This is a genomic window from uncultured Acetobacteroides sp., from assembly GCF_963667355.2.
GTDB lineage: Bacteria > Bacteroidota > Bacteroidia > Bacteroidales > ZOR0009 > Acetobacteroides.
In genome coordinates this window covers 1,961,859-1,982,053 of record NZ_OY763328.2, presented here as the reverse complement: position 1 = coordinate 1,982,053, position 20,195 = coordinate 1,961,859, and the positions used below count along the sequence as shown (strand labels likewise).

The 20,195-nt window shown below is 49.5% G+C and carries 15 protein-coding genes; 7 read left to right on the top strand and 8 right to left on the bottom strand.

The genetic code is table 11. The features are described from left to right. Positions 1 to 120 precede the first annotated feature (120 nt). Positions 121 to 909, top strand: coding sequence for a 5'-nucleotidase, lipoprotein e(P4) family (locus ACHZA1_RS08200; RefSeq protein ID WP_320054753.1), 789 nt, complete (start codon positions 121 to 123; stop codon positions 907 to 909). On the opposite strand, the gene ACHZA1_RS08195 is transcribed toward ACHZA1_RS08200, so the two are convergent. The 3 genes from ACHZA1_RS08195 to ACHZA1_RS08185 all read right to left on the bottom strand — a co-directional run bounded on the left by ACHZA1_RS08195 (position 906) and on the right by ACHZA1_RS08185 (position 4,666). Further along, the gene (locus ACHZA1_RS08195; protein ID WP_320054752.1) at positions 906 to 1,457 is read right to left on the bottom strand and encodes a 5-formyltetrahydrofolate cyclo-ligase; all 552 of its coding nucleotides are present in this window, start codon (positions 1,455 to 1,457) and stop codon (positions 906 to 908) included. The genes ACHZA1_RS08200 and ACHZA1_RS08195 overlap by 4 nt on opposite strands. Positions 1,458 to 1,462: 5 nt before the next feature. Next, positions 1,463 to 4,003 carry a hypothetical protein gene (locus ACHZA1_RS08190; protein WP_320054751.1) on the bottom strand — a complete coding sequence of 847 codons (2,541 nt, stop codon included), beginning with the start codon at positions 4,001 to 4,003 and terminating at the stop codon, positions 1,463 to 1,465. A gap of 303 nt (positions 4,004 to 4,306) precedes the next feature. Next, positions 4,307 to 4,666 (bottom strand): translation initiation factor, encoded by a 360-nt coding sequence (locus ACHZA1_RS08185; RefSeq protein ID WP_320054750.1) that lies wholly within the window; start codon positions 4,664 to 4,666, stop codon positions 4,307 to 4,309. A gap of 133 nt (positions 4,667 to 4,799) precedes the next feature. Here ACHZA1_RS08185 and ACHZA1_RS08180 point away from each other — a divergent pair, with 133 nt between their 5' ends. Beyond that, positions 4,800 to 7,922 carry a DUF2723 domain-containing protein gene (locus ACHZA1_RS08180; RefSeq protein ID WP_320054749.1) on the top strand — a complete coding sequence of 1,041 codons (3,123 nt, stop codon included), beginning with the start codon at positions 4,800 to 4,802 and terminating at the stop codon, positions 7,920 to 7,922. A 259-nt stretch (positions 7,923 to 8,181) separates the two neighbouring features. Here the strand turns inward: ACHZA1_RS08180 and ACHZA1_RS08175 are convergent, their stop codons facing one another. The 5 genes from ACHZA1_RS08175 to ACHZA1_RS08155 form a co-directional block, all read right to left on the bottom strand. Further along, on the bottom strand, positions 8,182 to 8,922 hold the full coding sequence (locus ACHZA1_RS08175) for a DUF6261 family protein (RefSeq protein WP_320054748.1): 741 nt from the start codon (positions 8,920 to 8,922) through the stop codon (positions 8,182 to 8,184). A gap of 476 nt (positions 8,923 to 9,398) precedes the next feature. Further along, positions 9,399 to 10,421 (bottom strand): tRNA 2-selenouridine(34) synthase MnmH, encoded by a 1,023-nt coding sequence (mnmH, locus tag ACHZA1_RS08170; RefSeq protein WP_320054747.1) that lies wholly within the window; start codon positions 10,419 to 10,421, stop codon positions 9,399 to 9,401. 63 nt (positions 10,422 to 10,484) lie between these two features. Beyond that, positions 10,485 to 11,249 carry a TIGR00266 family protein gene (locus ACHZA1_RS08165; protein WP_320054746.1) on the bottom strand — a complete coding sequence of 255 codons (765 nt, stop codon included), beginning with the start codon at positions 11,247 to 11,249 and terminating at the stop codon, positions 10,485 to 10,487. Between the two features lie 104 nt (positions 11,250 to 11,353). Continuing rightward, on the bottom strand, positions 11,354 to 12,307 hold the full coding sequence (gene rsgA, locus ACHZA1_RS08160; RefSeq protein ID WP_320054745.1) for a ribosome small subunit-dependent GTPase A: 954 nt from the start codon (positions 12,305 to 12,307) through the stop codon (positions 11,354 to 11,356). A 63-nt stretch (positions 12,308 to 12,370) separates the two neighbouring features. Beyond that, positions 12,371 to 14,956, bottom strand: a complete 2,586-nt coding sequence (locus tag ACHZA1_RS08155; protein WP_320054744.1) for an AsmA-like C-terminal region-containing protein — start codon at positions 14,954 to 14,956, stop codon at positions 12,371 to 12,373. A gap of 51 nt (positions 14,957 to 15,007) precedes the next feature. Between ACHZA1_RS08155 and ACHZA1_RS08150 the strand changes: the two genes are divergently transcribed. The 5 genes from ACHZA1_RS08150 (at position 15,008) to ACHZA1_RS08130 (ending at position 20,184) form a co-directional block, all read left to right on the top strand. Beyond that, on the top strand, positions 15,008 to 15,664 hold the full coding sequence (locus tag ACHZA1_RS08150; RefSeq protein WP_320054743.1) for a rhomboid family intramembrane serine protease: 657 nt from the start codon (positions 15,008 to 15,010) through the stop codon (positions 15,662 to 15,664). Between the two features lie 88 nt (positions 15,665 to 15,752). Next, positions 15,753 to 16,136 carry a polymer-forming cytoskeletal protein gene (locus ACHZA1_RS08145; RefSeq protein ID WP_320054742.1) on the top strand — a complete coding sequence of 128 codons (384 nt, stop codon included), beginning with the start codon at positions 15,753 to 15,755 and terminating at the stop codon, positions 16,134 to 16,136. Between the two features lie 150 nt (positions 16,137 to 16,286). Further along, positions 16,287 to 17,261 carry a polyprenyl synthetase family protein gene (locus ACHZA1_RS08140; protein ID WP_320054741.1) on the top strand — a complete coding sequence of 325 codons (975 nt, stop codon included), beginning with the start codon at positions 16,287 to 16,289 and terminating at the stop codon, positions 17,259 to 17,261. Positions 17,262 to 17,970: 709 nt separating this feature from the next. Beyond that, positions 17,971 to 18,948: a polyprenyl synthetase family protein gene (locus ACHZA1_RS08135; RefSeq protein WP_320054740.1), complete on the top strand. Its 978-nt coding sequence runs from the start codon at positions 17,971 to 17,973 to the stop codon at positions 18,946 to 18,948. Between the two features lie 78 nt (positions 18,949 to 19,026). After that, positions 19,027 to 20,184 carry a DNA cytosine methyltransferase gene (locus ACHZA1_RS08130; RefSeq protein WP_320054739.1) on the top strand — a complete coding sequence of 386 codons (1,158 nt, stop codon included), beginning with the start codon at positions 19,027 to 19,029 and terminating at the stop codon, positions 20,182 to 20,184. Positions 20,185 to 20,195: the final 11 nt, after the last annotated feature.

The following is a 20,195-nucleotide window of genomic DNA, read 5'->3' as shown; positions in this document are numbered from 1 at the left end:
CCCTAAGGGTAATTTTTCTTAGGGATAGCTTGAAAACAATGCAATGTTCATGTTGGGGCAAAACGGTTAAACGTTGCTATCGTGGATATTCATCATATAAAGTAAATATCAGGTCACTAAATGAAACGAATTTTTGGAGTAGTAGCAATTGCTGGAGTATTGTTGCTTGTAAGCGGCAAGCCAGCAGAGAAGAGTCAAGGTGCTGTTGCATCGGATTACCTTATCCAGGCTGTTTTGTGGTATCAGTCGTCTCCCGAGATGCAGGCGCTTTACCTGCAGGGGTTCAATATGGCAAAGATGAATCTTGCCTCTTTTGTCAAGGATCGAAAAGATAAGCCACAGGCTGTTGTTGTCGACATCGATGAAACAATGCTCGATAACAGTCCATTACAGGGGCGTTTGATTCATACAGGAAAATCCTTTAAGCCTGAGATCTGGAAGGAGTGGTCAGATCTGGCTAAGGCAAAAGCGGTACCAGGTGCTGTTGATTTTACCAAGTTTGCCAAATCACTTGGAGTAACGGTAATCTTTATCAGCAATCGAGACACTTCCGAGATGTCAAATACGCTCAAAAATCTTAATGATGCGGGATTCGAATTTGCATCGAAGGAGAACATGTTCTTTAAAACAAACGAGTCATCTAAGGATGCTCGTCGTAAGCAAGTTTCCGAAAAGTATGATATCGTAATGCTTATTGGCGACAATCTCTCCGATTTCAATACGGTGTTCGATACGCGTGATGGCTCTACCGAGTATGCCCGCCTAAACGAGCTGAAGAACCAGTTTGGCTATCGCTATATTGTTCTACCAAACCCGACCTACGGCGATTGGGAAAAGCCAATTACCAAGGGATGTAAATCCGAATTGGAAAAGTATAATGCTAGAGTTGCGAAGGTTGTTGGCTTCTAACGGTTAATAATGCCTGCTTCTGTTACTACCATATCCAGTGGTACGTCGTGAGGATCGACAGGAACATTATCTACAATTTGGAAGCTGAAGGCTACGCCAATTTTCACTGCGACCGATTCCGAAAGGAGTCGGTCGTAGTAGCCTTTGCCTCGTCCCATTCGGTTGCAGCAGTTATCAAAGGCTACTCCTGGCACTATTACCAAATCAATATTGCAGATATCAACCTTATCGTCTGATGTTGGCTCTAGAATCCCGAATACGGGCTCTGGCTTCATTTTCTCTGTCCCTTCAAATCTCACGAGTTCTAGATCATCGCCATTGATTAAGGGTAGGTATACTTTCTTACATTTCGACCAGTGTTCAACTGTCTTGTGCGTCATAACCTCATCGCTCATCGACCAGTAAGCCAAAATGGACGATGCTTTCTTGAATGATTCAGTCTCTTCTATTTGTGCAAATATGGCATCCGAGGTTCTCTCCCAGTCTTTCTTATTCTGTTCGTTTTTCAGCACCTTGATACGATTCCTCAATTCTTTCTTGGTGGTCATAATTGCTAGTTGAAGTTTATGGAGAATACTGAATTCCATGTGGTAGTGCCGTCATTATTGTAGGAAACACGCGCCCCTGCTGTAATGGGGAATGTACTTCTAAGTAGGTTTAGGTCGAAAAGTATATCCATTCCAGTTGAGGAGTAGTATGTTTCTGGGTAGATTTTCCCAATGATTTTGTTGCTTTTGTCCTTTACGTAGTACATCGAGGTATTTTCAGCAAAATCGGCAAAAAGGTTGAGCCTAATCCTTTTTAGGTAAACCAGCCAGGATAGGTTAAAGTCAGGATAGGCTATTGGAAGGCTGTAGTCGTTGAAAGCAGCCTTGTAATAGTTGGAACGGTATGAGTAGTTGTAGCCGCGAGGCAGAATAAATGCGTTAGAGTAGTAGTAGCGATCAACTTCCTGATTCTGGTAGCAAAGGCGTGTCATAAAACCATGGTTTTTGAAGAGTCCAGGAGTAATAATTCCTAGCCTGTAGGCGTATAAACGACCAAGATTTCCGTCCTCAAAAGGTGCCGCTGTAGTCTTAAAGTAAAAATTTACACCCCATCTGGGAAAAATATTTTGATGTGCCAGTTTCATCTGCAGTGCACCATAAAACGATGTAGTGACTTCATCTAGTCCTTCTTCATACTTAGCCGTCGAACTATTGAATAGTACATCGTTATAGTGACTGTACTCAATAAATGGTTGAATTAATGCACTCCATGCTCCATACGAGAATTGTAAGGGTAAATACGATGATAATGCCAGCTTATAGCGATGAAGGGAGCTGTCTGGGGTGTAAGGATGATTGTTTACCTTGTAGGATATGGGGCTTGTGTTATAACGATCGAATTGGAGGTTGAGTACAGGAACCCATCCTCTAAATGTTTGGCTTACGTTAATAATATGCCCCTCTGGAGTATACCCATATCCTAATGTCGTAAACGAGGTACTTAGTAGATTCTGGGAAACAAGCGTAAGACCTGGATGAATATTTAAGTTTAGTTCTTGAACCTCGGAGGGATCGAAGTAAAATGGAGCCCAGCTATGGAAATTGAATAGATGGGTAAACTTGTTATACTTGTGCACTTTAAAATCTGGAACAGAAAGAACACTATCTTGAAGATTGACACCAACATTTTTCGAGAGCAAATCGGCAACAGGATAGTTCGTTCTACTGATTTCGTCTATTTGTAATGGAGTTGGGTCTATAGTGCGTTCGGTTAGCCCATAACCATTAAGGTTGTATTCCGAGGCTATAATTTTTGATGGACTTAAAATGGAATAACTACTTATTCCATAAGTTGGTTCGTATAGTTTACTAAATGCTTTTGTTGAGATATTAAATGAGTATAGGCACGATTTGCCAGAGTAATCGGCGATGAATGTAATTGAATCGCGAGAAACCTTTACGCAGCTCATATTCTTTCGACCAAAGTTTAGCAGCGTGTCAATTTTATTGGATGAAAGGTCTTGTTGTACGACCATCATATTGTCATGGCTGTCGAGCGTTACGTAGGCAAGATTACTAGAAGATATCCACTGAAGATCTTTTGCTTGCCCGTAAGGTATGGGATATTCGTTTATGCGCTTAAAATTTTTGGAATATAGTCCGATCGATAGTTTGTTGGATGGCAAATTCTGTAAGGTTGCAAGCGAATCACCTTTTATGGTTGGGTAGGAGTAGTACTTCCAGTCGGACAATGTAGAATACGAATTGTTGATGATGGAGTATTTTCGTATTACCGAATACCTTACCTGTGCCCAACGTCCTGCATACATGTATTCGGTCCAGTATATGTTCTCTCCGTCAGAAAAAGGGCTTGAGTCTATGGAGCCTATTGTTTTTAGCGCCTCTTCCTTCCCTGATGAGCTGATGCGTACCAGTTGTGGGTTCTTTGAGAGGGTATTCTTGAATGCATAAATGTCACTTCCAATTTTTAAGGGGTGAAGGTAATCGATGTAATTTCTAATATTTTTATTAATAGTGTTTTTACTACGATTATTTGATAGTTTACTCCAAGATGAATCGTAGAATGAAAAACTCTTTTTGAATAGCTGCTCTCGTGTATTGTTGGTGTACTTTTTTATTCCAAATGAGAAAGGTGCAAGAAGGAATGAATAATTGGTGGTATATCGGACAACTTTATTCCAGATGTCGTTGCCATAAGCTGCTCTAGCATATGACACCATATGGTAACCAAGGTGGTAATGATCAGGAATTGGAATTTTGTACGATCCGTTCAGATACTGATCAAACTTAAGGCTTAGTCCTTCCGCTGTTCTTGTTCGATATTCAAGGTTGAAATCGGCGTTGCGTCCGCGTCCTGATTGGGTGTAGGCGGTTTCTGAAGCTACAGCATCGCCTTCGTAGAACCATAAGGGCACTAGCGAGGTCATTAATCCGATGCCTTGTTCTCCTAATGCGTAGTACGATAAGCCTGTAAGTCCCTTGTAAAGCGTAGATATTTGTGATACGTGACGAAATTCGTGAATTGCAAGCTCGCGTGACCACGACATAGCCTCGAAGTTGTGAGGTGGAATTGCCAGCAACTCCATGCGTTTAGGTGCCCAAGAAACAAATCCGTTTGAAATTGAATTTTTACTATGTATAAGTACTTGTATCTTTTTAGTAAATATTTTTTTATCGAATTGTGTATAATTATACGATTGCTCCAGCATTGCTGCTATTCGGAGGGCGTAATCGTGTAGTGGCTGGGGAAAGACAACTTTAAAATGTGGTGTTTCAACATAGTTGAACTTAACGCTGCTAGGGTCTTCGCCAACAGCATAGTATTGGCTAAAGCAGTACTGTGAAAACAGCAGTGATAGACAAAAAAGGAGAACTTTTTTCATTTGGTTTTAACCTCCTGCTTTTTTTGCCTTGTATCCTGCTTTTAGAAGTAGGTCTAGGATCTTTTCTCTAAAATCGCCTTGGATAAGAATCTCGCCATCCTTTACAGAACCGCCAACTCCGCACTTCGATTTGAGCATCTTGCCGAGTTCCTTAATATCCTCTTCGGAACCAATAAAGCCTGTAACCAATGTAACGACTTTACCTCCGCGCTGCTTTTTGTCGAGCATTACGCGCAGGTTTTGATGCTTTGGCTCTAATGTTTGCTGGTTGCTGCCGTCTTCTGTTTGCTCGTACTGAAAGTCGGGATTTGTTGAGTATACGACGTTTAGTCTATCCTTCCAGCTGCTATTTTCTTTCTTGGCCATTTATGGTCGATTTTTGCGGGCTAATATAGCTAATAGCTTGTTAAAAGACTATGTTTAACTTTCGGCCCTATTGATAAAAAGATTATTTTCGCTTGTTTTTAGAATATAAATGTAAATCAGATATTATACGAAAATGAAGAGTTTCAAATTCTACAACTTGCTCGTTGGTTGGATTACTTTTGCCATTGCGGCAGTTGTATATCTGCTCTCTATTGAGCCATCGGGTAGCTACTGGGATTGCAGCGAGTTTATCGCAACAGCCTTTAAGATTCAAGTGGGGCATCCACCGGGAGCACCTCTTTTTATGATTATTGCTAGGTTCTTTACGCTATTTGCAGGAGGTAACTTGGAGCATGTTGCGGTAACGGTTAACGTGATGTCGGCTTTGGCAAGTGCGTTTACCATTCTGTTCCTATTCTGGACCATTACCCACCTCGCTCGTCGTATTTATGCCCGCACTGAGGAGCTTAATCCTAGCCAAATTTTTGGAATTATTGGTGCTGGAGTTGTAGGTGCTTTAGCCTATACATTTTCGGATACATTTTGGTTTTCGGCAGTTGAAGGTGAAGTTTATGCCATGTCGTCGCTGTTTACGGCAGTGGTATTCTGGGCTATCCTAAAGTGGGAAAATGATTTTGGAAAGCCTTTTGCCAACCGCTGGCTTGTACTCATTGCCTACCTAATGGGATTGTCTATTGGGGTTCACCTTTTGAACCTTCTTGCAATTCCTGCCATCGTATTTGTGTACTACTTCAAAACCTATAAGGTTACTAAAATTGGAGTCCTTAAATCATTTGGTATTTCGGCGCTAATTCTTGGTGGTATTCTTTACGGTATTATTCCAGGCTTTGTCAAGGTAGGTTCGTGGTTCGAGTTGCTATTTGTTAACAGCATGGGGCTACCATTCAACTCGGGCTTTTTCTCCTACCTATTTTTGCTCGTTGGTGGCCTTATCTGGGGCGTTTACTATACCTACAAGCACGGTAAGGTTATCGGTAATACAATAATTCTTTGCGTTTCGGTTATTATGATTGGGTACTCGAGCTACTCTATGATTGTTGTTCGTGCTTTTGCCGATACGCCTATCAACGAGAATGACCCTGAGAATGTATTCGCCCTTATCAACTACCTTAACCGCGAGCAGTACGGCGATCGCCCTCTTGTAAAGGGGCAATACTTCTCGGCGCCTGTTACCAGTCAAACTCCTCGCTACTCGTACACCAAAAACGCGAAGACCGGGAAGTACGATAAGTTTGTCATTTCGCTAGACTATACGTTCAACCCTCAATTTGAAACCATATTCCCCCGTATGTATAGCGCGCAGAAGGATCATGTCGATCAGTACATGAGTTGGGGTAATATTAAGGGTAAGCAGGTGATGATTACCAACGAGAAAGGAGAAGAGGAGGCTGCCATTGTACCAACCTTTGGCGAGAACTTGAACTTCTTCTTCACCTATCAGGTGGGCTACATGTACATGCGCTACTTTATGTGGAACTTTGTGGGTCGCCAAAACGACATACAGGGCCAAGGTGGTGGCGGGGTTTACGGCAACTGGATTTCGGGCATTCCTTTTATCGACAAGGCAATTACCGGCAGCGATCAGACTGTCGATTACATGAAGGGCAATAAGGGTACCAACAAGTACTACTTCTTGCCGCTCATCCTTGGGCTGATTGGCATTTTCTACCAGGTTAAGCGCGATCCGAAGAATGCCTTTGTGGTTGGTCTGCTCTTCTTCTTGACGGGCTTGGCCATTGTACTCTACCTAAACCAAACGCCGCTACAGCCTCGCGAGCGTGACTACGCCTACGCTGGATCGTTCTACGCCTTTACCATTTGGATTGGCTTGGCTGTGCTGTCTATCCAGGAGTTCTTGGATAAAAGGGTGAAGGGGCTGGCTGCGCCTGCTTTGGCTACAGGCCTTTGCCTGTTTGCTGCGCCAATGCTTATGGGCTCTCAAACCTGGGACGACCACGACAGATCGAACCGCTATATGGCCGAAGATTTCGCCTACAACTACCTGCAGTCGACGCTGCCCAACAGCATTATTATCACCAACGGCGATAACGATACCTTCCCGCTGTGGTTCCAGCAGGAGGTGAAGGATGTTAGAACCGATGTTCGCATCATGAACACGAGCCTTTTGGGAACCGACTGGTACATCGACCAGATGAAGAAGAAGGCGTACAAGTCGATGCCGCTCCCCATTACCATCCCCCACGACAAGTATGTTCAGGGTGTCAACGACCAGATAATTGTGGATAACAGGGTGAAGGGCTACCACGATGCCAAGGAGGTGATGGATTTCATCCTCGATAGCGACCCTAGCACCAAGATTCCTTACGATAACGAGCTGCTGAGCTACTCGCCAACGAGCTACATCAAGATCCCCGTTAACAAGAAGAACGCTATTGCCAGCGGTATTGTAGCGGCTAAGGATGCCAGTAAGATGGTGGATACGCTCTACATCAATATCGAAAAAAGATATTTGAGCAAGAGCGATTTTGTGGTGCTCGATATTCTTGCCCACTACCAGTGGGATAGGCCCATTTATGTTGTATCGCCTGGTGGCGAAGGCGATCTGGGCTTCTCGGATTACCTGCAGTTTGATGGGTTCGCCTACCGCCTGGTTCCGATCAAAACGCCTTACAATAAAAGCTCGCTCGATGCCGGACGCGTGGACACCGACGTGCTCTACAACAACCTGATGAAGAAGTACCGCTGGGGCACCATTAACAACCCCAACATCTACATCGATCAGAACATGACCCGCACGGTGGTTCAGGTGCTGCGCATTCGCGACATGTTTAGCAAGCTGGCCGCCGAGCTCATCAAGGAGGGCAAGATGGCTAAGGCGCTCGAGGTACAGGATAGGGGTATGGCGCTGGTGCCATTCAGCATGTACGCGCCCGAGTTTATGCCCTACAGTATTGCTCCTATCGTCGAGAATTACTACAAGCTGGGCAGGGCTGATAAGGCCAATAGGATTGCCGAGGAGATGCTTGTCCGAAACGTGAAAACCTTGAGCTTCTTCCTGAAGCTCGATCCGAAGTTTAGCAACAATCTGAACATGGAGAAGGTGACGGGCTTCCAGGGTATGCTGTTCGTGTCGGAGGTGGTGAAGAAGTACAACCAGCCCGCGCTGTACAAGAAGTACGAAGCGGCGTTGCAATCCTTCTACCCCTACGTTGCGCCCTACTTCCAGCAGCAGGCTGCCCAGCCTACCGATTCGGTGGTGCAGGAGCAGGAGTAAGCGGATAACCTATGATAAACGAAGAGGCTGCCCTAGTTGGGGCGGCCTCTTCGGCGTTTATGGGGTGGTGGCGGCGAAGGGGAGGTGCGCGTTAGCGGCCGATGCTCGATGGCATCGAAGCGTTTTAGGCTCGGCTACCCTGCCTTAAGCGGCGGATGGGGGCGCTGGTGCCCCCAAAAAAGGTAGGCCCCAAGTCGATTCGCTCGAGTTGGGGCCCTGTTTTCATCTTTGCAAAATGTTCAAAACTCTAACACTAATCTCACTTATCTTTCTTCGGGTCCTTGCTATTCTTGGCGCGGGTGGCGCGCTGCTTTTGCAGGGTCACGTAGCGGCCAATGATGGTGTTTATCTTTAGCACCAAATCCTTTAGCTCGGGCTTGTTGTAGAATTCGATTTCGCTCTCCACGAAGCGGAAGAGCTTGGCAACGGCCTCGCCCAGCAGGTCGGCCGCCTGGGCGGTGTTGCTCTTGGCCTCCTGCTCGGCCTCCTTGGTCACCCGGGCAGCCGAGTGCGCCTTGATGTTGGCTTGGCCCTCCTCGATTTCGGCAACCCACTCCTGGGCCTTCATGGTTTCGATGGCCTGCTTCAGCTCGGGCTCGGTCTTGAGCATGCTCAGGAGGGTGTCTACGCGGATGGTTTCGTCGGCGTAGGGCATTCGGTCCATATCCCAGCCCACCTTTCGGTAGGTGTTCACGATAAGCTGGCCGGCGTGCGCCCACTCAGCGTTCTTGCGCGATGCGCATACCTGCGCGTAGTCGCGGAGGTTTGTCAGACCGTTGTCGCGCTGGTCGTCATCGGTCTCTATCAGGCTGCTCATGTCTACCGTGCTCAGCTTTTCGAGGGTTTTGCGGTAGGTGGCCAGCCTTGCCTCTACTTCCTGAAGGTGGGCGGCCAGGTTGGGCGAGCTCACCTTGAAGGGGGTGGTTGCCTCAGCGACTTCGGAGGCGAATGCCCCCTTTTCGTTGATGTGCATTTTCTTGAAATAGTATCCGTCTATCATATTTAAGCTATTTGGGTGTTTTCAGACCTTAAATATAGCTGAAAATTTAATCTGATGCTCTTTTATGTGTTAAAATCATTAGATAATGCAAAATAATTTGGAGATGATTGCTGGCGATGTTTGGGGGTCTCTTGGCCGGCGATGGGCGATATGCATGGGGATTTTGTTGTCGCAGGTTTGCGGCAGCCCAATCCCTATGGGGATTTCGTTGCCGCAGAGCTGCAGCGGCCAAATCCTCATGGTGATTTTGTTGTCGCAGAGTTGCAGCGACCCAATCCCTATGGGGAATTCGTTGCCGCAGAGCTGCAGCAGTCAAATCCTCATGGGGAACGGCTTGCCGCAGGTTTTGCCAATAAATTATGCATGCGTAACGGGGCGGCGAGGCGTGGGGAGGGGGGGTGGCTGATGCTGCGCACCGTGCCGCAGTACGGCAGCGGCGCTACAAGGCATGTGGGGCTTACAGTGTGGATGAGCGTCTAGGCCATCTGCAGCAGCACGGCGGCCGCCTGGGCGGGGTTGTCGTAGCCGAGGGCGATGTCGATGAGGGTTTCGGGGGCGCGCTTCTGGTTCTGGATGAGGTAGGCCTTGTCGTAGTAGGCGAGGGTGAGGTCGGCGATGCGGGCGTAGTCGTGCTCGGCGAGGGCCTCCACGCACACCTTGTAGGTGTCGAGGCCCAGGCGGCGCTCGATCTTGTCGAGGGCCTGGCGGATGACCTCGCTGCCGAACCCGGCATAGTCGGCCACCAGGCGCTTTACGCGGAGCTCCTTGGGGATGCTGATCCGATACACCCGGGCCGTGCGCATCTTGTCGAACAGCTCGTCGCAGATGGCCACGCGGCCGATGTTCTTGCTCTCGTCCTCGATCCAGATGGGCCTGCCGAAGTCGAAGGCCCTCCACTCGTCGAAGAGCCGGTTCTCGAACATCTCGGCGAAGGGCTGGGGCTCCTGCCCGATGGCGCCGAAGGCCGATCCCTTGTGGTTGGCGTACCCCTCGAGGTCGAGCACCTGCGCGCCCTGGCGCTTCATCTCCAGCAGGATGTCGGTCTTCCCGCTGCCGGTCATCCCTCCTAGAATACGGATTTCGGCCTGCTGGCTGCCCAGCTGCTCGCGCAGGTAGGTGCGGTAGGCCTTATATCCCCCCCGAAGGAGGTACACCTTGAAGCCGGCCGTTTCGAGCAGCCAGGCCACGCTGGCGCTGCGCATGCCGCCCCGCCAGCAGTGGACGGCAATCTCGCCCTGGGCGTTTACCTTCCGGCGGGCAAGCCGCACCATGTCGGCCAGCTTGGGGCCCACAAATTCGAGGCCGGCCAGCACCGCTAGGTCCTTGCCCTGCTTGGTGTACTTGGTGCCCACCACGGCGCGCTCCTCGTCGGTGAAGAGCGGCATGCTGAGCGCGCCGGGGATGTGCCCCTTGGCGTACTCCTGGGGCGAGCGAACATCGAGGATGGCGGTGCTGGGGCGCAGCTCCAAGAACTTATCCGGGCTTAGGGTGGTTGGCATGGCGGCTATGCTGATTTTGGGAGGTAAAGGTATAAAAAAAGGAGGCGTTGGCCTCCCTGATTGCTACTCCTCGTAGAGCTTGCCGAGCAGCTTGCCCTCCGTCATGTGCAGCTGCTGGAGGCAGGTGGTGATGGTCTGCACCATCTTCTTGAGCGGGAGCGACTGCATCCACACCTTGCCGGTGCCGCTTAGCGTGGCCAGGGTAGAGCCCGTGTTGCCGAGCACCATCGTCTTTAGGCGGCCGCTGGCTTCAACCGAGTAGCTGATGCCCGACTGGAACCCAACGATGCTGCTGATCTCCGCGTGGATGGCCTCGTTGTTCAGCTCGCGCTCAATCAGCAATCCGCAAACGGCAATGTACACTTCGCCCTCACCCGAAATCTTTTCCAGCGGCACGGTTTCGTTCTTGGGGGTAATGCCCATCCTGGTGGGGGTGTAGGGCTGCAGCTTAAGCCCCTTGGGCCCGCAGATAAACGCGTTGCGCTGCACCACAATTTCGTGGTTAAACGCCGACAAGTCGATTAGGTGGATGCTGCCAACGTAGGGCGTGGAGAACGTAATCTTGCGGCTTCCCCGGCCGTAGTTGGTGAAGTAGGTGAGGAAAAGCGTCTCGCAGGGTAGCGGCTTCAGCTCGGTAGGAAACATCTTGCCCATTATGCCCATATTGGGCTCCGAGCCATCGCCAAGGCACGTTTCGTACGTTATCCCATCGTCCATAAAAACCATGGTGCCCGCCTCGGCAACAATGGTCTCCCCGGGGTTAAGCGTTACCTCTAGCGTTTGATAGGTCTCCCCTGTAATCTGGTAGCGGATTGGTAGCGGAATCATCGTGTGCTGTTGTTAGAAATTGGTTATACAACTTAAAAATTTAAGTTACTTAACACAGCACTTTGGCGATTGTTTATTTATCCATCAAAAAAGTTACGGATCGGCTAAAACTTTGTGCGGTACTTCTCGTCCTCGTCCTCAAGGATTTTCAGGTAGCTCTCGTAGCGCGAGAAGGCGATCAGCTCGTTGGTAACGGCCTCCTTCACGGCGCAGCCCGGCTCGTGGGTGTGGGTGCAGTTGTAGAACTTGCAGCCCTCGGAGTACCTAAAGATATCCTTAAAGAAGTGGAAGAGCTCGTCCTTCTTTACGTCGATAATGCCGAAGCCCTTTATGCCTGGGGTGTCGATGACGTAGCCGTCGCTCCCGTAGGGGAACATCTCCGAGAAGGTGGTGGTGTGGGTACCCTTGTGGTGGTAGTCCGATATCTTTCCGGTCCTAAGGTCGAGGTTGATGTCCAGGGCGTTGAGCAGGGTCGACTTGCCGACCCCCGAGTTGCCCGACAGCACGCTCACCTTGCCCTCGAGGCGGCTGCGGAGGGCATCGAGGTTGGTGCCTTCGGTGGCCGATACCTCCATCACCTCGTACCCCGCAAGGGCGTAGTCCATCTTAAAGAGCTCCAGCTCCACCTTGGCATCGATATCGTAGAGGTCTATTTTGTTGATGACGATGGTGGCAGGGATCTTGTACGCCTCGGCGGCCACCAAAAAGCGGTCGACGAACTCGCGGCTGGTCTTGGGCAAATCGATGGTAACCACCAGGAACACCTGGTCGATGTTGGAGGCAATGATGTGCGCCTCCTTCGAGAGGTTCGTCGAGCGGCGGATGATGTAGTTCCTGCGCTCCATGATTTTGGAGATGACGCCAACCTCATCCTCCTCCGAGGTGTCGACCTTTACGTAGTCGCCAACCACAATAGGGTTGGTGGTTTTCACGTCCTTCAGTCGGATCTTTCCCCGCATCTTGCACTCCAGCTTCTCGCCCGTTTCGCGGTTTACCACCGTGTACCAGCTGCCGGTTGCCTTAACCACGAGCCCCGTAAATTCTTTCGATTGTGCCATGACCAATATTTTGCTCAAATTTAGGAATAAAGATTGGGAATGAGGGAATGCGACGAGAAGCGCCTACTCGTCGTCCCAGGTAACCTTAAACTTGGGCTTCTCCTCCTCCTTCTTGGGCTCCTTCTTCTCCGGCTTCACCTGCGCCGGATTTTGCTGCGTTGCTGCTTTATGCTGGGATGGCACATCCTCGCCGTCCCATTGCAGCTTAAAGCCTTTCGATGGCGCTGCTGCCGCAGGCTTTGGCTCATTTGCTTTCTTAGGAGCCCCGTTGGTTGGGTTCATCTCGGGCAGCGACCAGCTTTTGCCGTTCCAGTCGTAGCTTACCTTCGAGGTTTTACTGTTGCCCTCTATTTTGAAGTAAAGCAGCATATTATTCTCGAACTCCTGCTGCGAAACCTGCCTCTTTAGTCCCGATCTAGCCTTCTTAAATAGGACGTCCTTCAGCGACAGCTTCACGCGGTAGCTGTAGTTCCCGTCGAAGCTGTGCGAACCCGTCAGCCCAAGGTTAATGGCCGAAGAGGCGATGTACATAGCCGGGATGTTAACCACCCCGTTTTTAATGGTGATCTGGTTCTTGAGGTTTGCGAATCGAATATTCTCCAGCTCCTTAAGGTCGATAAACTTCGATAGCTTGTAGGCTGGCTCAAATTTAATTAGTTGCCCGTTGCTGATGTTGATGTTGGCTACGCAGTCAATCGATTTGGGGTCGAGCCTACCTCCTTGGAAGTGTTGCCCCCTAAATGCAAAGTCGCCGCTTGCCATACCCCTAATGTTCTGGTTGGTTAGCATCTTTTGCCCAAAGTTGTTGAACGACGAGAATAGCGACTCGATGCTGACGCTATCAACCTGTGCGTACATGTCTACGGCAATAGTTTTTCTGGGTGTAGGTTCTATTTTCCCCACCATGCCAACTTTACCTCCAAAGGCGTTTGCCTTTAGCTGCGAGAAGGTGATGGTTGGACCTTCTTTCTGGATCATCGCCTCAAGGTTTTCCATCCTCACCCCTCGAAGGATTGCCGATTTCGACTTAACGTTAAGCGTAAGATTTACTAGGTTAAGCTCCTTTTGATTAATGTTATCCCTCTTCTTGAAGTTAAGGGCAAGAAGGTTGTCGAAGTTTATTTCTTTGGTGTTTGCATTAATCTCCGCAGAGATGGGTTTGCCGGATAGCAGCCCGTCGTAAAGATCGGTAATACTTGCTATGATATGCCCATTTGCAGAACTAGATGTAAAGTTTATGTTAGCCTTAGTAAGCGTTGGTATAAAAGATATTTCGCCTTTAGATATGCTGTACTTACTTCCGTTTATGGGGAAGTTTATCTCGCTAAGCTTAAAGTTGCCGTTGCTTACAAGGCGAATGAGCTTAAGAGGCGAGAGCGAATCAAAGTTTACAATGCCGTTGGCGGTTATGTTTCCGATAACGGTACCATCAATTTGCTTGGTTGAGTCGATATAATATGCATCGTTTAACTGGCTGATGAATAGGTTGAAATTGCTTGATAAGCTTATCAAAGGTTTATTGAAGTCTGTGAGTGTAAGCTTCCCCTCAAAATCGCCGAAGTTGGTGTAGATTTTGAACGAGTCCAGATTTACGAATGCCTTATCGGCATCCCCTTTGCCATTGGAGAAAGTTCCCTTCATGTTTACGGATGCTATGCTCTTGTCTGTAAGCAGCTCGCTTTTACCTCCGCGAACGTCAAATTCACCATAAATGAAAGGATTGTGTCTGCTATCCCAAAATCCTTTAGCCTTTGCGCTTATGTTTACCTTGCCTTCTACGTTTACCTTCTCGAGGTTATCGCTGATTTTGGGGATCAACTCGTTCATCTCTTTTAGCACCAAATCCGTTCCCACAACAGAGGCATCAACAAAGAATCGGGTTTCTGTCGAAAATCCACCCTCGACGTTAAGCTTGTTGCTCTTGTATGTAATGGTGAAGTCAGAGAAGCTAAACAGTTTATAGGATGATGATTTAATCTTTCCATCAAACTCGAATCGCCTATTGCTTACGTAGCTAATCTTGCCAAACGCGAGCTGGTTTACCATGACATCGACCTTTGATTTTACGTCGAAATCTTCTAAACCAAAACGACCTCTACTTTTGAGGCTGTTTATGGTGTTTACAAGGGCAACCTGCCTGTTGAGGTTGATGAGGCGGAGCTTTGTCCTTAGTATTTTTACCTCTCTTACCTTCAGCAATATCTGCTTATTTTCTCCCTCCTTGCTCTTTTTGAGGATATGGAAGTTATCCCTCCCCTTTTTATCGATGAGCAGGTTGAGCTCGCCATCCTTAATGGCTATCTGTTTCAGCGTTATCTTGTCGTTGAGGAGATCTATTACGTTAAGCTTAATGTTGAGCGTGCGCGCCTTTAACAGCGTATCGGGCTTAATTATCCGGCGAAAATCTCTGCGCGCAATATCCTTGGTAGATAGGATGGATACGTCGTAAAGGCGGATGGAGGCATAGGGGAAATCCTTGATAAGGGAGAAGGAGGCGTCGCCAATGGTAATGCGGCTGCGGATATTCTTGCGGATATTCTCCATTGCGGCGCTGATGATCCTATCCTGAAAGATGAGGCCCATTAGCGTTAGCAGAAATACTACGGCAATTGCTGAAAAAAATACAATACGAAAAACGCTCCTTTTCATTTTTAAACTCTAAATTTCCATCCAGTTAACCAAATACAAAATACCTTCCCTATGGAAAAGAGGCGGTTAAAGATAGCCCTTTTTGCATCGACCTACATGCTTTTGCTGGTTTGGCTGGCGTTTTTTGTGGAGTACCTTTTGGGCGATAGCATGCCCAACCTCGGGATTATGCCGCGCGAGTGGGGGAGCATTGCCAACTTTCTGGCTGCGCCTTTCATCCATAAGAGCATCGATCATCTGCTCAACAACAGCATTGTGTTCTTTATTCTTTCGCTTACCTGCTTCTACTTTTATGGGGGAATTACGCTTTGGGTGGTGCTTGGAGGCGTTGTCTCGGGCTTCTTTGTTTGGGTGTTTGGGCGAGAGGCCTACCACATGGGCTTGAGCGGCGTGTGCTACTGCCTTACCTCCTTCCTTTTCTTCAGCGGCATCGTCCGAAAGAATATATCGCTGATGACGATCTCGCTGCTGGTGGCCTTCCTGCAGAGCGAGATGATATGGGGGCTATTCCCGTCGCTAAACGAGCCGCTAAACATCTCGTGGGAAGGGCATTTATCGGGTGGCGCAGCTGGCTTCTTCCTGGCGTTTTACTACCGTAAGCAGGGGCCTCCAAACGATCCTGAACCCGAGGATGATTTTGAGGATGAAGGGGGTGAAAATCAGCATGAAGGAGATGATAATCCTCCGTCGGATAATGCAAAAGAGTGAACTACAAATAAGGTTAAAGATGCGAAGATGGGCGGATATGAAGAATGCGCATCGCTTTAAATTATATATTTGTCCAAATCTCAATAAAATGAAATTACTAGGGAATATGGCGAAAAATGTAGAGGTAGAGCCAATGTCTAACAACCTGAATATTTTGGGTTTTGGTTCGGAAATAAAAGGGGAAGTAGCTACGAATGGGGATATTCGAATTGACGGAACGCTCAATGGGAACATTACCGCCAAGGGAAAGATTGTTGTGGGAGAAACTGGCCGCATTGTGGGAAACGTTTACAGCAAGCAGTGCGATGTTTTTGGGTATGTAGAGGGTAACATCAATACGCAAGATATTCTATCGCTAAAGGTATCGGCCAATGTTAATGGCGATATGGTTTGCGCTAAACTGTCGATTGAGCCAGGGGCTAAGTTTAGCGGCAAGTGCGACATGAACCAGGTGCCCGGCGAAGCACTATAGCGCACCGTACAATTATTGATAGAGGATTTTGCTGGTTCTGCAGCATTGTCCTCTTTTTACAACTTATGCTACTTATGAAAAGAGTAAATTATTTGTCCGTCGCAGGCGGGCGAACAACCCTTATAGTTAGAAATATATTCCGCTTATAGTATGTATTCATTTAGCGACCTACAAGCCATTGTCGAAAAATCGTTCGGGCAGCTGCACCTACCCAACGAACCTCAAAATCTCTACGAACCTATTTCGTACACCATCTCGTTAGGAGGTAAGCGCGTGCGGCCGGTGCTGTGCCTGATGTCGGCCAACCTCTTCTCCGATATTATCGATAAGGCCGTGAAGCCAGCGCTGGGGCTGGAGATCTTCCACAACTTCACCCTTATCCACGACGACATCATGGATAAGGCCGAGGTGCGCAGGGGCAAGCCAACCGTTTACCGGAAGTGGAACCCCAACGTGGCCATCCTCTCGGGCGATGCGGCCTGCATCCTTGCCTACAAGTGCATTGCGCAGGCCGATGCGGCGGTGCTGCCGGAGGTGCTGCGGGTGTTCTCCGCCACGGCGCTGGAGGTTTGCGATGGGCAGCAGCTCGACATGGAGTACGAGCGACTCCCTTTTGTCACCGAGGAGGACTACCTCCGGATGATCGAGCTTAAAACCTCGGTTCTGCTGGCCGGTGCGGCAAAGATTGGGGCGCTTATTGGCGGTGCATCCATGGTGGAGGCCGATCGCATGTACAACTTCGGGCGCTACCTGGGCCTAGCCTTCCAGCTGCAGGACGACCTGCTGGATACCTATGGCGACCCCAAAACGTTCGGAAAGGCCATCGGCGGCGATATCCTGGCCAACAAGAAAACCTTCCTGATGATAAACGCCCTTAAGCTTGTCGGGAAGGAGAGCCTAGCCAAGCTGCACCAGCTGATGAAGAGCGCCGACGTGGCCCCCGAGGATAAGGTGGACCAGGTGAAGCAGGTGTTCGATGAGGTTGGCGTACGGAAGATTGCCGAGGACAAGATTTCCCACTACTTCGACCTAGCGCTTGCCGAGCTGGGCAAGGTTGGCGTGCGCGACGAGCGCAAGGAGGTGCTCCAGCACTTTGCCCAAAAGCTGATGGGCCGAAACCGGTAGCCGGCAAGGGAGAATTTATAGGGAACAAACGCCCAATAGAGTTGGCTATCCTCCCGCCCAAGCGGGAGGATAGCCAACTTCAACCAAGTTCATGTGCTTGAGATTATCCATTACTCCTAAGTTCGGGAACTTTTCAATCCTCGAATACCTACCTCGCCGCATCTCGGGGGTAGATACCGGGCCGCTCGGCAATGCCCCGAAGGTACCCCGCTGCCGCTTCAGCAGGCTCTAACCCCCATCCTACCCATCTCCAGCTGCCTTTAATGTATCTCTGATATACCTCTTATGTATCTCCGATATACATCACATGTATCTTTGATATACATACGAAGTATCTTCGATATACATCGAATGTATCTTTGATATACATCGAATGTATCTTTGATATACATCGAATGTATCTTTGATATACATCGAATGTATCTTTGATATACATCGAATGTATCTTTGATATACATACGAAGTATCTCCTATATACCTCTAAAGTATATCGGAGATACATTTTGCCTATTTCGGGCATTGCTTCGGTGCGGCAGAGCGGGAGGTACAGCCTATTTTTAGCGGCTACTAGCCTATTGGGGCCTCCTTCGAATGGCTCGGCAGGGGCGCGCGCATCCCTTTTATTTCCTCGCCTGCTTACATTTTGCCCGCAAATAGGCCTCGGTTGCGGCATATTTTGCTTTCTTTGTGAGCATAAATTGTTCGTTGAATGTCCGCATCATCAAAAATTATAAAGGCGCCGGTTTTAGAGGAGATGGCATCGTTCGAAGGGTACTTCAAGAATGCGATGGCCTCGAAGATCCCATTCCTGCAGACGATCGTAAACTACCTCCTGCGCCGAAAGGGCAAGCAGCTGCGCCCAACCATCGTTTTCCTTACCGCCAAGCTTAACGGCGCCGTTAACGAGAAGACCTACGTGGCCGCCTCGATGATCGAGATGCTGCACACCGCCACGCTCATCCACGATGATGTGGTGGACGAGGCCTACGAGCGGCGGGGGGCGCTATCCATCAACGCTATGTGGCGCTCCAAGATTGCGGTGCTCCTGGGCGACTACCTCCTGGCGCGCGGCCTGCAGTTGGCGGTGAATTCCAGCTCGTTCGACCTGCTCCGCATCATGTCGGAGGCCGTTAAGGAGATGAGTGAGGGCGAGCTGCTGCAAATCGAGAAGGCCCGCAAGCTCGACATCACCGAGGAGGTGTACTTCGACATCATCCGCAAGAAGACCGCTACGCTTATCGCATCCTGCGCGGCAAATGGGGCGCAGTCGGTTGGCGCCGATCCCGCAGTGGTGCAGCAGATGAAGCAGTACGGCGAGTACATCGGCATCGCCTTCCAGCTCAAGGACGACCTGTTCGACTACCAGCATACCAACCTCGTGGGCAAGCCTACGGGCAACGACATCAAGGAGAAAAAGATGACGCTCCCGCTGATCCATGCCCTCCAGCATGCCCCAAAGGACGAGCGTAAGCGCGTGCTAAAGCTCGTTCGGGGAGCACGCTCCAAGCCCAAGAATGTGGGCGAGGTGGTCGACTTTGTTGCGGCGAGCGGCGGCATCGCCTACACCGAGCAGCAGATGCTCGAGTATCGCGACAGGGCCATTGAGCTGCTGGCCGGCTATCCCGAGAGCGACGTAAAAGCAGCCCTAGTGGAGCTGGCGCACTACACCACCCAGCGCAGCAAGTAATATTCACATTCAGCATCCCCCTAAAAGACGTCGTTGCGCTAGCTTTTTAGGGGAATAACCTCTACCTTCGTACGCGTTATGGGCGATTTTAAGTTTATAGATCTATTCTGTGGAATTGGGGGCTTTCACTCGGCGATGAGCCAGCTGGGCGGCGAGTGCGTTTTTGCCGCCGACATCGATGACAACTGCCGTAAAGTGTACGAAAGCAACTACGGATTGGCACCCCACTGCGACGTTAGCGCGGTAGATGCCGCCGATATACCCCAGCACGACGTGCTTTGCGCCGGATTCCCCTGCCAGGCCTTCTCCAAGGCCGGTAAGCAGGCCGGCATGAACGATCCGCGCGGTACCCTCTTCTTCGATATCGTACGCATAGCCAAGCACCATAAGCCAAGCTACATGCTGCTCGAAAACGTCCGCAACCTTGTTGGGCACGACAACGGCAACACCTGGCGCGTAATAAAGGCCAACCTCGACGAGTTGGGCTACGAGTTCTCGCACGAGCCCATCATCTTCAGCCCGCACAACATAGGAATTCCGCAGTTCCGCGAGCGCGTTTTCATCCTTTGCAAGCGTAAGGATGTTGCGCGTGGCGAGGTGGAGTTCAGCGAGCCCCGTAGGCGTCCGCACTGCGACATCCGAAAGGTGGTAGATCATTCGCTGGATGACAAGCGCTACACCATTACCGACAGCGAACGCGAGATCCTCGAAATCTGGAACGACTTTGCCAAGAACGTCAGCAAGCCGCTCCCCACATTCCCCGTTTGGACGGCCGAGTTTGAGCCTGAAAACCTGACGGCGGATATTTCTGGCTATCCGAAGTGGAAGAAGCGAATTATTGAGCAAAATAGGGTGCTCTGGGAGCAGAATAAGCCATTCCTGAAGGATTGGTATGCCAAGGCGCAAATGAATAAACATTTCACAGGAGCCAAGGCTAAATTCGAATGGCAGGTGGGCGATGCAAAGCCCGAAGTGTGGAGCCACCTTATACAGTTCCGCCCATCGGGGGTGCGCATAAAAAAAGCCACCTACTTTCCGGCATTGGTGGCAATCACGCAAACATCTATAGTGGGCGAACTATCCCGCCGAATTACCCCCAAAGAGGCAGCAGCCCTACAGTCATTCCCTGCCGACTTTAAGCTGCATCCTGTCGACCGGATTGCCTACAAGCAGCTAGGAAATGCGGTAAACGTTGAGGTGGTTAAGTTCTTTGCCAAGCGGCTACTTGGCAAGTAGAAGAGGAGGAG

What these genes read in the sequence shown, in the direction of transcription:
- rsgA (WP_320054745.1), bottom strand. Translation starts at nt 12,307, where the DNA reads ATGGCACAATCGAAAGAATTTACGGGGCTCGTGGTTAAGGCAACCGGC.
- ACHZA1_RS08145 (WP_320054742.1), top strand. Translation starts at nt 15,753, where the DNA reads ATGAAATTACTAGGGAATATGGCGAAAAATGTAGAGGTAGAGCCAATG.
- ACHZA1_RS08200 (WP_320054753.1), top strand. Translation starts at nt 121, where the DNA reads ATGAAACGAATTTTTGGAGTAGTAGCAATTGCTGGAGTATTGTTGCTT.
- ACHZA1_RS08195 (WP_320054752.1), bottom strand. Translation starts at nt 1,457, where the DNA reads ATGACCACCAAGAAAGAATTGAGGAATCGTATCAAGGTGCTGAAAAAC.
- mnmH (WP_320054747.1), bottom strand. Translation starts at nt 10,421, where the DNA reads ATGCCAACCACCCTAAGCCCGGATAAGTTCTTGGAGCTGCGCCCCAGC.
- ACHZA1_RS08130 (WP_320054739.1), top strand. Translation starts at nt 19,027, where the DNA reads ATGGGCGATTTTAAGTTTATAGATCTATTCTGTGGAATTGGGGGCTTT.
- ACHZA1_RS08135 (WP_320054740.1), top strand. Translation starts at nt 17,971, where the DNA reads ATGTCCGCATCATCAAAAATTATAAAGGCGCCGGTTTTAGAGGAGATG.
- ACHZA1_RS08165 (WP_320054746.1), bottom strand. Translation starts at nt 11,249, where the DNA reads ATGATTCCGCTACCAATCCGCTACCAGATTACAGGGGAGACCTATCAA.
- ACHZA1_RS08190 (WP_320054751.1), bottom strand. Translation starts at nt 4,003, where the DNA reads ATGGAGTTGCTGGCAATTCCACCTCACAACTTCGAGGCTATGTCGTGG.
- ACHZA1_RS08180 (WP_320054749.1), top strand. Translation starts at nt 4,800, where the DNA reads ATGAAGAGTTTCAAATTCTACAACTTGCTCGTTGGTTGGATTACTTTT.
- ACHZA1_RS08155 (WP_320054744.1), bottom strand. Translation starts at nt 14,956, where the DNA reads ATGAAAAGGAGCGTTTTTCGTATTGTATTTTTTTCAGCAATTGCCGTA.
- ACHZA1_RS08140 (WP_320054741.1), top strand. Translation starts at nt 16,287, where the DNA reads ATGTATTCATTTAGCGACCTACAAGCCATTGTCGAAAAATCGTTCGGG.
- ACHZA1_RS08175 (WP_320054748.1), bottom strand. Translation starts at nt 8,922, where the DNA reads ATGATAGACGGATACTATTTCAAGAAAATGCACATCAACGAAAAGGGG.
- ACHZA1_RS08150 (WP_320054743.1), top strand. Translation starts at nt 15,008, where the DNA reads ATGGAAAAGAGGCGGTTAAAGATAGCCCTTTTTGCATCGACCTACATG.
- ACHZA1_RS08185 (WP_320054750.1), bottom strand. Translation starts at nt 4,666, where the DNA reads ATGGCCAAGAAAGAAAATAGCAGCTGGAAGGATAGACTAAACGTCGTA.